Genomic DNA, 14,133 nt, shown 5'->3' on the forward strand with positions numbered 1-14,133 from the left:
CGCAGCCCACGACGAACCCGGTCACCGAACGAAGGAGAACCATCAGTGGCCGCGACACCCCTCCTGGAGCTGCGCGGGATCGACAAGAGCTTCGGTCCCGTCCAAGTCCTCCACGACGTCGGTCTGAGCGTCTACCCGGGCGAGGTAACCGCCCTGGTCGGCGACAACGGCGCCGGAAAGTCCACGCTGGTCAAGTGCGTCAGCGGCATCTACAGCATCGACGCGGGCACGGTCACCTTCGACGGCCGGGAGGTGTCGGTCCACAGCCCCCGGGACGCCGCCGCCCTCGGCATCGAGGTCGTCTACCAGGACCTCGCGCTCTGCGACAACCTGGACATCGTCCAGAACATGTTCCTCGGCCGGGAGAAGAGGCGCGGCATCGTCCTCGACGAGGCGACCATGGAGGAGATGGCCGGCGAGACGCTGCGCAGCCTCTCCGTCCGGACCGTGAAGTCGCTGCGCCAGCTCGTCTCCAGCCTCTCCGGCGGCCAGCGGCAGACCGTGGCGATCGCCAAGGCGGTGCTCTGGAACAGCCGGGTCGTCATCCTCGACGAGCCGACCGCCGCCCTCGGTGTGGCGCAGACCGCCCAGGTTCTCGAGCTGGTCCGCCGGCTCGCCGACAACGGCCTCGGTGTGGTGCTGATCTCGCACAACATGAACGACGTCTTCGCGGTCTCCGACCGGATCGCCGCTCTCTACCTGGGCCGGATGGCCGCCCAGGTGAAGGCCGCCGATGTGACCCACTCCCAGGTCGTCGAGCTGATCACCGGCGGCCGCAGCGGCAACCTCGGCCTGCCCCCGGAGCGGCCCTCCGACTTCATCGACATCACGCCGGGAGAGGTCAAGAAGTGACCACCACGACTGAGACGGCCGGTGGCATCCAGGTCGTCAAGCCCACCGTCGCGAGCCACATCCGGGACTACTTCGCCCGGGTCCGTGGCGGCGACCTCGGCACCCTCCCGGCCGTCCTCGGCCTGCTGGTCCTGGTGCTGATCTTCGGCCTGTCCCGGGCCGAGACGTTCCTCAGCGCGCTCAACTTCGCGAACCTGTTCAACCAGAGCGCCCAGATCGTCTTCATCGCCATGGGCCTGGTCTTCGTGCTCCTGCTCGGCGAGATCGACCTCTCCGCCGGTTTCGCCAGCGGCGTCTGCGGCGCGGTCATGGCGATCCTGCTGACCACCCACGGCCTGCCCTGGTACGTGGCGATCCCGGCGGCCATGGTCACCGGCATCGTCATCGGCCTGGTGCTCGGTGTGCTGGTCGCGAAGCTCGGCATCCCGTCCTTCGTGGTCACGCTGGCCGCCTTCCTCGGCTTCCAGGGCGTCCTGCTGACCCTGCTCGAGGGCGGCAAGAACATCTCGATCACCGACGAGTTCGTCAAGTCGCTGAACAACGGCACCCTCTCGGTACGCGACAGCTGGCTCTTCGCGATCATCGGCGTGCTCGGCTTCGCCGCGGCGCAGCTGATCCGCTGGCGGGGCCGGGTCTCCCGCAACCTGGTCGCCGAGCCGCTCGGCATCGTGGTGGCCCGGATCGCCGGGGTCGCGGTGCTGGCCTTCTCCGCCACCTACGTGCTCACCCTGGAGCGGGCGGTCAACAAGGCGATCACCTCGCTCAAGGGCACGCCGATCGTCGTACCGCTCATCGTGGTCTTCCTGGTGATCTGGACCTTCGTCCTGGCCCGCACCACCTACGGCCGGCACGTCTACGCGGTCGGCGGCAACACCGAGGCGGCCCGCCGGGCCGGCATCCCGGTCGACCGCATCCGCATCTCGGTCTTCGTGATCTGCTCGTTCATGGCATCGATCGGCGGAATCCTGGTCGTCAGCCGGCAGAGTTCCGTCGACCCGAACACCGGTGGCAGTAACATCCTGCTCTACTCGGTCGGTGCGGCGGTCATCGGCGGCACCAGTCTCTTCGGCGGCAAGGGCAAGGTCATCTATGCGGTCATCGGTGGTGCCGTGATCATCGTCATCGAGAACGGCATGACCCTGCTCGGCCTCAACTCCGGCGTGAAGTTCATCTTCACCGGCCTCGTGCTGCTGGCGGCGGCGAGCGTCGACGCCCTGGCCCGGCGCAGAGCATCCGCAACGGGCAGTTGATGATGCGGGATCCCGTGCGGGGGACGGGACGCTGATGCGGGCCGGGCCCAGCCAGGAAGACGTACGCCGGCACAACCTCGGGACGCTGCTGCGTTACGTGCACATGCACGGCGCCACGTCCCGGGCGGAACTCACCACCCGGCTCGGCCTCAACCGCAGCACCATCGGAGCCCTCACCGCCGAGCTGATCGGCGCGGGCCTGGTCAGCGAGGCGGCGCCCCGCGAGACCGGCCGGGCCGGGCGACCCTCACTGGTCGTCCGGCCCGAGTCGGGACGGGTGTACGCCTACGCGCTCAGCATCGAGGTCGACCGCCTGCGCGCCGCCCGGATCGGGCTCGGCGGCCGGATCCTCGAGCAGTACGAGGCCGAGCGCCCACCCGGGATGACCGCCCCCGAGGCGGTCCGCCCGCTCTCCCACTTCGTGGCCACCATGCGCTCCGGGGCTCCCGACGACGGCCGCTGCGTGGGCACCGGCCTCGCGGTCGCCGGCATGGTCCGCCGCGAGGACGGCATGGTCCGCCTCGCCCCCACCATCGGCTGGGTGGAGGAGCCGGTCGGCGCGACCGTCCGCTCCGAGCTCGGCGAGTTCGGCAGGCTGACGGTCGGCAACCACGCCGACGTGTGCGCGCTCGCCGAGCACGCGCGCGGGGCCGCGGTCGGTTCGGACAACGTCATCTATCTGTACGGGGACGTCGGCGTCGGCGCCGGGATCGTGGCCGGTGGACGCCGGGTCACCGGGCACGGCGGGTACGGCGGCGAAGTCGGTCACATGGTCGTCAACCCGTACGGGCGGCCGTGCAGCTGCGGCTCCCGCGGCTGCTGGGAGACCGAGATCGGCGAGCACGCCCTGCTCCGCCTCGCCGGGCGCGACGACCGGAGCGGCCGGGACGCGGTCCTCGCCGTGGTGGACGCCGCGATGCGCGGGGACAGCCAGGCCCAGCACGCGCTGCGGCAGGTCGGCGACTGGGTCGGGTTCGGCGTCGGCAACCTGGTCAACATCTTCAACCCCGAGGTGGTCATCTTCGGGGGCACGCTGCGGGACGTCTACCTGGGCGCCGCGGCCCAGATCCGCAGCCGGCTCAACGCGGTGGGACTGCCCGCCTGCCGGGAGCACGTCCGGTTGCGCACCCCGGAACTGGGCACCGACGCGGCCCTGATCGGGGCGGCCGAACTGGCCTTCGACCACCTGCTCGACGACCCTCTCGTGTCCTGAGTAGCCGATCACCCGGAGTCCGCCGGTGATCGCGGGAGATCTATGCTGCCCGCCATGCTCCCGCGTCAATCGAATCTGGACCCGGCGGCCGCGTACCCGAAGATCACCGCCCTGCGGGCCGCGCTGGACGCCGGGGACTGGCCGGCCTGCCGGGAGCTGCTCGACGCCGCCGAACAGGCGGAACGCACCTACCTGACAGCGGCCGTCGCCGACGTGGACGGCCTGGAGGACTTCCTGCGCGGCGTGCTGCGCGGCGACCCGGGCGACGGTACGGCCGGCGCGCTGCTGGGCCAGTATCTGATCGAGGCGGCCTGGCGGATCCGGACCAGGGCCCGGGCCGAGCACGTGAGCCGGGAGCGGTTCGTGGCGTTCCGGGCCGGGCTCGCCGAGGCCGAGCGGGTGCTCGTCGACGCCGCCGCCCGTAGCCCGCGGGATCCGGCGATCTGGACCGCCCGGCTGGTCACCGCCCGCGGTCTGCGGCTCGGTCTGTCCGAGATCCGCCGACGTTACGGCCGGCTCGCCGAGATCGATCCGCACCACCTGCCCGGCCAGCAGCAGATGCTGCAGAGTCTTTGCGCCAAGTGGTACGGGGACGCCGCGCTGACGTACGAGTTCGCGAAGGAGGCGGCCGCCGCCGCGCCCGCCGGAGCACCGAGCCCGGTCCTGCTGGCGGAGGCCTACATCGAGCACTCCGAGGTGGTCACCGACGTCGACCGGGTGCGGGCCGAGTTGCGTGAGGCCGCCATGCGCTCGGTGTGGCACCCGGACTTCCGGCGCACCCACGGTTGGGTCCGGACGATGAGCACGTTCGCGATGGCCTTCGTCCTCCTCGACGATCATCCGGCCGCGGCCTCCCTCTTCGACGCGCTGGGCGGGCTGGGCTCCCGGTGGCCATGGGAGTACCTCGGCGATCCGGCCGCGACGATCGAGAAGTTCCGGGCACGGGCGGGAGGTAACACGTGATCAAGCGGTTGGAGGTCGACGGAGTTCCGGCGGTCCTGGCCCCGACGAGTGGGCCGATCCACGCCGGCCTGGTCTTCCGGGTCGGCACGGCCGACGAGCCACTGGCCCGGCGCGGCCTCACCCGGCTCGTCGAGCACCTCGTCACCGACGGGCTGGGCACCGACGGGCGGCAGCTCGGGGCCACCGGCACCGAACATACCTACTTCCACATGCAGGGGCCGGCGGCCGACGTCGCCGAGTTCCTCACCGGCGTGTGCGCGGCGCTGCGGAACCCGTCGACGGCCCGGCTCGCCACGGTTCGGCAGCTGGTCCAGGGCGCGCCGCCGGACCGTGACCCGCTGCCGATGTGGCGGCACGGCGCCCGCGGCTTCGGCGTGGTCAGCTATCCCGAGTGGGCCCTTCCCGGGATCACCTCCGACGACGTCCAGGAGTGGATCGCCCGCTACTTCACCCGGGAGAACGCCGCACTCTGGGTGGCCGGGGAGGAGATCCCGGAGGGACTGGTCCTGGACCTGCCGTCCGGTGAGCGGCGGCCCGCGCCGACCGTCACCACCGAGCTGCCGGTCACCCCGGCCTTCTTCGCCCGCGACGGCGGGACCGTCGCCTGGGACACCGTGGTCCGCCGGGAGGCCCGGGCCGCGGTCTTCGCCACCGTGCTGGAACGCCGGATGATGAGCGACCTGCGCCGCCGCGACGGCATCTCCTACCAGCCCCACACCGAGTACGTCCCGCGCGCCGACGGCACCGCCCGGATCATCGCGGTCGCCGACGCGCTGCCGGAGAAGCAGGAGGCGGCGCTCGGCGGGCTGATCGACGTGCTCGCCGCGATGCGGGCCGGGCAGATCGACCCGGACGAGGTGGCGACCGTGGTCAAGCTGACCTGCGAAGGGCTGCGCGACTCCGAGCAGCGCGGGGCCCGGCTGCCCGGGCAGGCGTTCAACCTGCTCTCCGGGCGTGAGGTGCAGACCCTGGAGGAGGCGCTGGCCGAGGTGCGGGCGGTCACCGTCGCGGACGTGACCGAGGTGGCGGCCGCCGCGTACGACGCCGGCCTGCTGATGACCCCACCCGGGAGCAGCGCCGACTGGGCCGGGTACACCGCCGCCCCCGAGATGTCGGAGGCCGCGCTCCCCGGCCGTGTGCACCGCGGGCGCAAGGACCGCGGGCTGCGCCTGATCAGCGGGGACGAGGGGATCAGCGTGACCGGGTACGGCCAGATCGCGTCGGTCCGCTGGGACGAGTGCGCGCTGCTGCTCGCCTGGCCGGACGGCGGGCGGCGGATGATCGGCCCGGACGCGGTGACGGCCCGGATCGAGCCGACCCTCTACCGGGGCGCCGACCGGGTGGTACGGGAGATCGACGCCCGGATCCCGGCCCGCCTGCGGATCGACATGCCACCCCGGGACCGGGCCGCGATCCCGCAGCCGGAGGCCCCGCAGCACGAGCCACGGCCGCCCAACGGGGTCGAGCGGATGGTGATCCGGGCGATCCGCCGGGTCCGGGGACGCTGAACGGGCCCGGCGCGAGGCAGGATGGTCATGTGAGGGCATCGGTACGCGCCGGACTGGCCGGGATCGCGGCGGCCGCCGCCGCGCTCGGCGTCGCCGAGCTGGTCGCGGCCGCGACCGGGTCACGGTCCGCGCCGCTGGTCGCGGTCGGCGGCGTGGTGGTCGACCACGTTCCGGCGCCGGTCAAGGACTTCGGCATCGCGGTCTTCGGGACACACGACAAGACGGCACTGCTCATCGGTACGGGTCTGCTGCTCGCCGGGTACGCCTACGGTGTCGGAGTGCTGGGCCGGCGGCGGTGGGCGCTCGCGGTCGGCGGGATCGCGCTGTTCGGGGCGGTGGGCGCGGCGGCGGCGCTGACCCGCCCCGGGGCCGGACCTGGCGCGGTGCTCCCGGCCCTGGCCGGCGCGGCCGTGGTGGTCCTGGTCCTGCACCACCTGCTGCGCCTGTCCCGGGCCGTCGAGCCGGCCGCGGTGGGTGCGACCGAGCCGGTGAGTGGGCAGCCCCGCCCGGCGGCGGGCGACGGCCCGGACCACGACGGCGCCGGCGCCGGCACGGCGGGACACGTCGTTGCGGCCGGGGACACGCGAACCCCGTACGAGATCGAAAGAAGCCGCCGCCGATTCGTCCGTGATCTGGGGATCGTGGGTGTGATCGCGGCGGCCGGAGGCGTCGGCGGGCGGCTGCTCACCTCGAGGCGCGCGGTGAGCGCGGCCCGGCAGTCGATCGCGCTCCCGGCGCCGGTGGAGCCCGCCCCGGCTCCGCCCGCGGGAGTGCAGGCGCCCGGCGCGGCGCCCTGGGTCACGCCGAACCGGACCTTCTACCGGATCGACACCGCCCTGGTCACCCCGCAGGTCGACCCGGCCACCTGGGAGTTGCGGATTCACGGGATGGTGCGCAATCCGATCACCGTCACCTACGCCGACCTGCTGCGCCGTCCGATGATCGAGCGCTACCTGACGATCGCCTGCGTGTCGAACGAGGTGGGTGGCGACCTGATCGGCAACGCGCTCTGGCTCGGCACCCCGATCAAGGCCTTGCTGGACGAGGCGGACCCGCTGCCCGAGGCCGATCAGGTGGTGCAGCGGTCGGTGGACGGCTGGACCTGCGGCACACCGACCGCGGTGCTGCGGGACGGGCGGGACGCGCTGCTGGCGATCGGGATGAACGGCGAGGCGCTGCCGGTCGGGCACGGCTTCCCGGTCCGGATGATCGTTCCCGGACTGTACGGCTACGTGTCCGCCTGCAAGTGGATCACCGAGATCGAACTGACCAGGTTCGCCGACTTCGACGCCTACTGGGTTCCCCGGGGCTGGTCGGCGCAGGCGCCGGTGAAGACGCAGTCGCGAATCGACACCCCGCGTGACGGCGCCTCGCGTTCGGCCGGCCCGGTCACGGTGGGCGGCGTCGCATGGGCGACACATCGCGGCATCGCGAAGGTCGAGGTGCAGGTCGACGACGGGGAGTGGCGGACCGCCACGCTGGCCGGGGCGCCCTCCGCGGACACCTGGCGGCAGTGGAGCCTCACCTGGGACGCCTCCGCCGGACGGCACACCTTACGGGTACGCGCGACCGATCTCGATGGGGTGACTCAGACATCGGAGGAGGCCCCTCCGGCACCCGATGGGGCGACCGGCTGGCACCAGGTGACAGTCGAGATCGGGTAGTTGAAAGCCGCACTTTCGGTCCGACTCGGGAAAGCAAGTCGCTCATACGGTGGCTTGCATGTCCACCAATGCGGTTGAAGAACCGCTGAACCACTCGACACGGTCCTCCGCGGAGGACCGTGCCGGAAGCCGTGTGGTGATGCCGCGCTCCGGGCGGCGTCAGGCCGCCGGTGCCTGCCGTTGCGCGGGTACCGCCGTTTTGTGGGGCCGTCCGAGGCGCGCTTCGAGCCGGGTCAGGTCGACCCGTCCGTGACGATCGGCAAGGTCCTCCCAGCCGACCGCGAGCAGCCGCAGCCGCTCCGATTCGCTGAAACCTCCCCAGACACCGTACGGCTCGCGAACGGCGAGGGCGTGCGCGGCGCACTCCGCCCGGACCGGGCACGGGCCGCACATCGTCTTGGCCTCTGCCTCGCGACGACTGCGGGACGACCCGCGCTCGCCGTCGGGGTGGAAGAACTGTGCGCTGTCCCGGCCCCGGCAGAGCCCGAGTCTCTGCCAATCCCACAGATCGGCGATGGGCCCGGGCAGTCTGCGAACGTTCGACATCAACACCCTCCTCCCGCGCGGCACCGCGGAGCGTTCGTCGTGAGGGGCCTGACTCAGGCCTTTCGCGGGTGTACCCCGGCTATCGCCGGCTCACACGCAACATGTCGATGTCTTCGCGAGCGGTATGGCAAAGGGGTGGCAAGTCATACCTTTCTTTCCCGTTTTTTCCATCTAAAGCGCGTAATGCTGCGGCCCTCGCGTGATCTCCTCTGAGAGAGAAGGAGGATCACTGTGCGTACCGTCCTCGTGTGCGTCCGAACCCCGCTGGCGGCCCAGACCGTCGCGTCCACCGCGGCCCGGCTCGGCATGACCGGCGTCGTCCGGACCGCGGTCAGCGAGACCGAGGCCATGATCCGACTGGCGGAACGGCCCGCCGAAGTGGTCCTGGCCGACACTGCCGTGACCCGGCCCGACAGCGTCGGTTTCACCCGGCGTGTACTTGCCCGCGCCCCCCAGGCACAAGTGGTGCTCTTCGGTGCCGAAGACCCGCGGGTGGCGGCGGCGGCCGTCGCCGCCGGAGCCCGGGGCGTCATCCGCGGCGTCGAGCACGACCTGGTCAGCGTCGTCGCGAAAGCGCTGCTCCTGCTCCTGCTACCGGTACGCCCGCAGGGCATGCCGATCAACGGTTCGAACGCGCAGCCGGCCACGGTGGCCGGCGGCGTCCGCAACACCAACTCGCCCGGCGCGCGGGGGCAGTATCAGCAGGGGCCCGGCGGCATCGGCGTGCACAACGCGGCGGCGGTGCCGGCCATGCTGGGCCCCAATGCGCCGATGGTTCCGTCACAGCGTGGCGACGCCCCGATCGATCCGGCTACCGGCCGGCCGATGGTGGCGTGGCCCGGCAACGAGGCGGGTGTCGGGATGACCGACGCGCAGCCCGCCGGTCGGCGGCTCACGCTCACCGAGCGTGAGTTGCAGGTGCTACGGGGGATGGCGGACGGGAAGAGCAACGCCGAGATCGGCCGGGAACTCTTCGTCTCGGAGGACACCGTCAAAACGCACGCCAGGCGGCTGTTCCGCAAGCTCGGCGCCCGGGACCGAGCACACGCGGTCGCGGCAGGCTTCCGAGCCGGCTTGGTCGCTTAGCTAGCTGGCTCCGCTTCGCTTCGCGGCAAAACGCCTTGTAACCGGTGACGAGGCAGGTGATTTCCCGCCGCCAGCAAACCCCGCTGGCGTCGGCAAATCACTTGCCTCGTCACCGGCGGCATTTTGCGGGTCGTTCCGTGGCTACGACCTCGCGGAAACTAGGGGGTATCGGGTAACGCTCGGGGCCTAACTCTCGTCGTCCGTGCCTTCTGTCAGGGTGTCGTGGACGCCGTCGGCGTATCCACGCGCATACTCCCAGGTGACGTAGTGGTCGGGGTCCGGATCGTAGGCGGGCTCGTGCACCCGCGGACGGCCGCTGCTCAGCAGATGACGCAGATTGCCGCGCAGCAGGTCCCAGTCGAAGTAGTGCGGCTCGTGGCAGTCCTCGCACTCGATCACCAGCCCGCGGATGCCCGTCGGACTGAGCAGCGCCTGGTAGATCTCCAGGTCGGAGAGGTCCTCCAGGACATCCTGCCGCTCGTCCTCGGTCAGCGGTTCGGACTCGGCGTCCTCGCTGAGGTCGTCGAGACCGGCGGCCGGGTCGGTCGGGTCGCCGTTGAACGGGTCGATCGGCTCATCTTGCACCCTCATACCGTACTCACCTCCCGCGTGTGTGTGCTGGCCCGCACGTTCTGTCCGCCGCCAGGGTGCCCCGCCCAGGATGGGTAGGATGATGAACTCCGCCTCTTCTCTAGGGATGATTTGTGGAAACTGACAGCGCTCGTACCGTTCCTCTCGGTCTGACCTTCGACGACGTGCTGCTGCAGCCCGGCGAATCGGACGTCGTGCCAAGCCGGGTCAACACCGTTACGCGCCTGACCAGAAACGTCGAGCTGTCGATCCCGCTGCTCTCCGCGGGCATGGACACCGTCACCGAGGCGCGGATGGCGATCGCCATGGCCCGTCAGGGCGGCATCGGCGTGCTGCACCGCAATCTCTCCGTGGAGGACCAGGCCGCCCAGGTCGACCTGGTGAAGCGCTCCGAGTCCGGCATGATCACCCACCCGATCACCTGCGGGCCGGACGACACGCTCCGCCAGGTGGACGCGCTCTGCGGCCGCTACCGGATCTCCGGCGCCCCGGTGGTCGACGCCGAGGGCGTGCTCGTCGGCATAGTGACCAACCGGGACATGCGGTTCGTCAGCGACTTCGACGCCAAGGTGCGCGACGTGATGACGAAGGCGCCGCTGATCACCGCCCCGGTCGGGGTGAGCAAGGACGAGGCGCTGGCCCTGCTGGCCCGCCACAAGGTGGAGAAGCTGCCGCTGGTCGACGAGGGCGGTCACCTGCGCGGGCTGATCACCGTGAAGGACTTCACCAAGAGCGAGCAGTACCCGAACGCCGCCAAGGACCCGCAGGGCCGGCTCCGGGTGGCTGCCGCCGTCGGCGTGGGCGACGACTCGTACAAGCGGGCCCGTGCCCTGATCGACGCCGGCGTGGACGTGGTCATCGTCGACACCGCGCACGGTCACCAGCGTGCTGTGCTGGAGATGGTCGCCCGGCTGAAGAAGGACACCACGATCGACATCGTGGGTGGCAACGTCGCGACGTACGCGGGCGCCAAGGCGCTGGTCGAGGCGGGCGCCGACGCCGTGAAGGTCGGTGTCGGGCCGGGCGCGATCTGCACCACCCGGATCGTCGCGGGCGTGGGCGTGCCGCAGATAACGGCGATCATGGAGGCCTCCCGGGCCTGCCGTCCGGCCGGCGTCCCGGTCATCGGCGACGGCGGTATCCAGTACAGCGGCGACATCGCCAAGGCGATCGTGGCCGGCGCCAGCACCGTGATGCTGGGCAGCCTGCTGGCCGGCTCGGAGGAGAGCCCCGGCGAGCTGATCTTCGTGAACGGCAAGCAGTTCAAGTCGTACCGGGGGATGGGCTCGCTCGGCGCCATGCAGTCCCGCGGTCAGGCCAAGTCGTACTCGAAGGACCGTTACTTCCAGCAGGATGTGAACGAGGACAAGCTGGTTCCCGAGGGCGTCGAGGGTCAGGTGCCCTATCGTGGTCCTCTGTCCAGGGTGGCGCACCAGCTCATCGGCGGGCTGCGCGCGGCCATGGGCTACGTGGGCGCGGAGACCATCCCCGACCTGCAGGAGCGGGGACAGCTCATCCGGATCACGGCGGCCGGGCTCAAGGAGAGCCACCCGCACGACATCCAGATGACGGTCGAAGCTCCCAACTACCACTCCCGCTAGAGCCCTCCAACCACCCCGCCCGCCACCCGTAACAAGGAAATGAAGGCATCCGAGCCATGCGTGACGTAGTGGAGATCGGCCTGGGCAAGACCGCGCAGCGCGGCTACCACCTGGACGACATCGCCATCGTTCCGAGCCGTCGCACCCGCGACGTGGACGACGTGTCGACCGAGTGGAAGCTCGATGCGTACCCCTTCAAGATCCCCTGCGTCGCGCACCCGTCGGACGCCACCCAGAGCCCGGACTCGGTGATCGCCCTGGGCCGCCTCGGCGGCCTGGGCGTGCTCAACGCCGAGGGCCTGTGGACCCGCTACGAGGACCCCTCCAAGATCCTCGAAGAGCTGGCCTCGCTGGACGAGGACGCCGACGCCACCAAGCGGCTCCAGGAGGTCTACTCCGAGCCGATCAAGCCGGAGCTGATCGGCGCCCGGGTCCGGCAGATCCGCGAGGGCGGCGTCACCGTGGCCGTCCGGGTGTCGCCGCAGCACACCCTGGCGCTCGCCCCGGTGATACTGGACGCGGGCGTGGACCTGCTGGTCATCCAGGGCACCCTGGTCTCGGCCGAGCACGTCTCCACCACCGACGAGCCGCTGAACCTCAAGGAGTTCATCGCCGACCTGGACCTGCCGGTCATCGTCGGCGGCTGCACCGACTACAAGACGGCCCTGCACCTGATGCGGACCGGCGCGGCCGGTGTCATCGTCGGTGTCGGCGCCGACGAGTGGTCCACGACGGACACCGTGCTCGGCATCCGGGTGCCGATGGCCACCGCGATCGCCGACGCCGCGGCCGCCCGCCGCGACTACCTGGACGAGACCGGTGGGCGGTACGTGCACCTCATCGCCGACGGCGGCCTCGCCACCTCCGGCGACATCGCCAAGGCGATCGGCTGCGGCGCCGACGCGGTCATGCTGGGCGAGCCGCTGTCTCTCGCCGAGGGCGCCCCGGCCGGCGGCGCCTGGTGGCACTCGGCCGCCAGCCACCCTGCCCTGCCGCGCGGTGGGTTCTGCATCGCCGGCGAGCCCGACGGCACCCTCGAAGAGGTCCTGTACGGCCCGGCCAACCGCCCGGACGGCCAGCTCAACCTCTTCGGCGGCCTGCGGCGCGCGATGGCGAAGTGCGGCTACCGCGACGTCAAGGAGTTCCAGAAGGTGGCCCTGGTCCTCGACCGGGCCTGATTGCTCCGCTTCGCTCCGCGGCAAAACGCTGGGCCTGATGGCTCCGCTTCGCTCCGCGGCAAAACGCTGGGCCTGATGGCTCCGCTTCGCTCCGCGGCAAAACGCCTTGTAACCGGTGTCGAGGCAGGTGATTTCCCGCCGCCAGCAAAACCCGCTGGCGTCGGCAAATCACTTGCCTCGACACCGGCGGCGTTTTGCGGGTATGTCTAGTGCACCGCAGTAGGGGTGGGTGACCGTTCTCCCGTACGAAATCTAGGGCTTCGGGGGTTTGGTCTTGCCGTTGAGCCAGGCCTCGAAGAAGGCGTCCAGGTCCTTGCCGGAGGCGGTCTCGGCGGCCTCGATGAACTGCTCGGTGGTGACGTTGCCGTCGCGGTGGTCGGCGGGCCAGGACTTGAGCAGTTTGAAGAAGGCCTCGTCGCCGATCGTCTTGCGCAGCGCGTGGACGGTCATGCCGCCGCGCTCGTAGACGGCGTCGCCGAAGATACGGCGCGGGCCGGGGTCGCCGGGGGTCTCGGTCCAGTCGAAGGAGCGGTAGGCCTCGTCGAAGATCTCCTGCGCGGTCTGTCCGCCCGTGTGCTCCGACCACAGCGCCTCGGCATAGGTGGCGAAGCCCTCGTTGAGCCAGATGTCCTGCCAGCGGCTGAGCGCCACGCTGTCGCCGAACCACTGGTGGGCCAGCTCGTGCGCGATCACGCCGGTGTTCTGGCCGGAGGCGAAGAAGGTGTTGCCGTAGACCGGGCGGGCCTGCGTTTCCAGGGCGTAGCGGATCTCGTCCTCGTCGACCACCACGCCACCGTTGGCCCGGAACGGGTACGGCCCGAACTGTGTCTCCAGGAAGTCGGTGATCTCGCCGGTCCGGGCCAGCGACTTGGCGGCCGGGCCGTCGGCGGGCAGCGACTCGGGAATCGCCGTGATCATGGGTCGTCCGGCGTGCGTGCCGGTGGTGATCCGGTACTGCCCGATCACGACGGTGGCGAGATAGCTGGCCATCGGCGACTCCTCGGACCAGCGCCAGGTGGTCCAGCCGTCCACAGTGTCCTTGTTGCCGGCCAGTCCGTTGCTGAGCACCTCGACACCGTCCGGCACGGTCATCGCCAGTTTGAAGGTCGCCTTGTCGGACGGGTGGTCGTTGACCGGGAACCAGGTGCTCGCCGACTCCGGCTGACCCAGGGCGATCGCGCCGTCCTTGCCCACGCGCAGCCAGCCGCCCGCGCCGAGGATCTCGTTCTCCAGCTGCTTCGGCACGCCGCCGTAGCTGACCACGGTGGTGAAGGCGCGGCCCTTCGGGATGCCGGCGGCCGGGGTGACCACCAGCTCGTTGCCCGCGGCGGCCACGGTGGCCGGGGTGCCGTCCACCAGGACGGTGGTGGCTTTCAGGTGTGCCAGGTCCAGATTGAACCGGGACAGGTCCTGCGTGGCGGTGGCCGTGATGGTGGCCGTGCCGTCCAGCTTGCCGGCCGCCGGGTCGTAGCGCAGCGCCAGGTCGTAGCCGCCGACGTCGTAGCCCCCGTTGCCGTAGGTCGGGAAGTACGGATCGCCGGCGCCGACCGCGCCCGGCCCGAAGCTGACGGCCGGGGACGCCGACCGGGCCGCCTCCGGCTCGCGCTCGCCGCCGGTGCACCCGGACAGCAGCAACAGGAGGATCAGCCCGCCGGCCCGTCGTTTCATGGCCTGAAGGTTA

12 protein-coding genes are annotated in these 14,133 nt (G+C 71.1%); 9 read left to right on the forward strand and 3 right to left on the reverse strand.

Features of this window, described 5'->3' with window-relative positions:
* Positions 1 to 45 precede the first annotated feature (45 nt).
* Genes BJ964_RS13630 through BJ964_RS13655 form a run of 6 tightly spaced genes read left to right on the forward strand, consistent with a single transcriptional unit; the run spans position 46 to position 7,450 of the window.
* Positions 46 to 852 carry an ATP-binding cassette domain-containing protein gene (locus BJ964_RS13630; RefSeq protein WP_188121006.1) on the forward strand — a complete coding sequence of 269 codons (807 nt, stop codon included), beginning with the start codon at positions 46 to 48 and terminating at the stop codon, positions 850 to 852.
* The gene (locus BJ964_RS13635) at positions 849 to 2,102 is read left to right on the forward strand and encodes a sugar ABC transporter permease (RefSeq protein ID WP_188121007.1); all 1,254 of its coding nucleotides are present in this window, start codon (positions 849 to 851) and stop codon (positions 2,100 to 2,102) included. The genes BJ964_RS13630 and BJ964_RS13635 overlap by 4 nt, the downstream gene beginning before the upstream one ends.
* A gap of 34 nt (positions 2,103 to 2,136) precedes the next feature.
* Positions 2,137 to 3,315: an ROK family protein gene (locus BJ964_RS13640; RefSeq protein ID WP_188121008.1), complete on the forward strand. Its 1,179-nt coding sequence runs from the start codon at positions 2,137 to 2,139 to the stop codon at positions 3,313 to 3,315.
* Between the two features lie 54 nt (positions 3,316 to 3,369).
* Positions 3,370 to 4,278 (forward strand): DUF4034 domain-containing protein, encoded by a 909-nt coding sequence (locus BJ964_RS13645; protein ID WP_229806629.1) that lies wholly within the window; start codon positions 3,370 to 3,372, stop codon positions 4,276 to 4,278.
* Positions 4,275 to 5,786 (forward strand): M16 family metallopeptidase, encoded by a 1,512-nt coding sequence (locus BJ964_RS13650; protein ID WP_188121010.1) that lies wholly within the window; start codon positions 4,275 to 4,277, stop codon positions 5,784 to 5,786. Before BJ964_RS13645 ends, BJ964_RS13650 begins: the two co-directional genes overlap by 4 nt.
* Before the next feature lie 29 nt (positions 5,787 to 5,815).
* A complete protein-coding gene (locus tag BJ964_RS13655) occupies positions 5,816 to 7,450 on the forward strand; it encodes a molybdopterin-dependent oxidoreductase (protein ID WP_229806630.1) in 1,635 nt (544 codons plus the stop codon).
* 159 nt (positions 7,451 to 7,609) lie between these two features.
* Here the strand turns inward: BJ964_RS13655 and BJ964_RS13660 are convergent, their stop codons facing one another.
* Positions 7,610 to 7,996, reverse strand: coding sequence for a WhiB family transcriptional regulator (locus tag BJ964_RS13660; protein WP_188121011.1), 387 nt, complete (start codon positions 7,994 to 7,996; stop codon positions 7,610 to 7,612).
* Positions 7,997 to 8,227: 231 nt separating this feature from the next.
* Here BJ964_RS13660 and BJ964_RS13665 point away from each other — a divergent pair, with 231 nt between their 5' ends.
* On the forward strand, positions 8,228 to 9,082 hold the full coding sequence (locus BJ964_RS13665) for a response regulator transcription factor (RefSeq protein WP_188121012.1): 855 nt from the start codon (positions 8,228 to 8,230) through the stop codon (positions 9,080 to 9,082).
* A 186-nt stretch (positions 9,083 to 9,268) separates the two neighbouring features.
* Here the strand turns inward: BJ964_RS13665 and BJ964_RS13670 are convergent, their stop codons facing one another.
* Positions 9,269 to 9,667 (reverse strand): DUF5319 domain-containing protein, encoded by a 399-nt coding sequence (locus BJ964_RS13670; protein WP_188126933.1) that lies wholly within the window; start codon positions 9,665 to 9,667, stop codon positions 9,269 to 9,271.
* A 119-nt stretch (positions 9,668 to 9,786) separates the two neighbouring features.
* Between BJ964_RS13670 and guaB the strand changes: the two genes are divergently transcribed.
* Both guaB and BJ964_RS13680 read left to right on the forward strand, forming a co-directional pair.
* Positions 9,787 to 11,274, forward strand: coding sequence for an IMP dehydrogenase (gene guaB, locus BJ964_RS13675; protein WP_188121013.1), 1,488 nt, complete (start codon positions 9,787 to 9,789; stop codon positions 11,272 to 11,274).
* 56 nt (positions 11,275 to 11,330) lie between these two features.
* A complete protein-coding gene (locus BJ964_RS13680; protein ID WP_188121014.1) occupies positions 11,331 to 12,452 on the forward strand; it encodes a GuaB3 family IMP dehydrogenase-related protein in 1,122 nt (373 codons plus the stop codon).
* A 252-nt stretch (positions 12,453 to 12,704) separates the two neighbouring features.
* Here BJ964_RS13680 and BJ964_RS13685 read toward each other — a convergent pair whose 3' ends face one another.
* A complete protein-coding gene (locus BJ964_RS13685) occupies positions 12,705 to 14,120 on the reverse strand; it encodes a M1 family metallopeptidase (RefSeq protein WP_188121015.1) in 1,416 nt (471 codons plus the stop codon).
* Positions 14,121 to 14,133: the final 13 nt, after the last annotated feature.

The sequence above is a fragment of the Actinoplanes lobatus genome, from assembly GCF_014205215.1.
Classification (GTDB): Bacteria; Actinomycetota; Actinomycetes; order Mycobacteriales; family Micromonosporaceae; genus Actinoplanes; species Actinoplanes lobatus.

Bases quoted from the DNA above. Each gene is read 5' to 3' on its own strand.
- BJ964_RS13640 (WP_188121008.1), top strand. From the start codon at position 2,137: ATGCGGGCCGGGCCCAGCCAGGAAGACGTACGCCGGCACAACCTCGGG.
- BJ964_RS13680 (WP_188121014.1), top strand. From the start codon at position 11,331: ATGCGTGACGTAGTGGAGATCGGCCTGGGCAAGACCGCGCAGCGCGGC.
- BJ964_RS13660 (WP_188121011.1), bottom strand. From the start codon at position 7,996: ATGTCGAACGTTCGCAGACTGCCCGGGCCCATCGCCGATCTGTGGGAT.
- BJ964_RS13645 (WP_229806629.1), top strand. From the start codon at position 3,370: ATGCTCCCGCGTCAATCGAATCTGGACCCGGCGGCCGCGTACCCGAAG.
- BJ964_RS13685 (WP_188121015.1), bottom strand. From the start codon at position 14,120: ATGAAACGACGGGCCGGCGGGCTGATCCTCCTGTTGCTGCTGTCCGGG.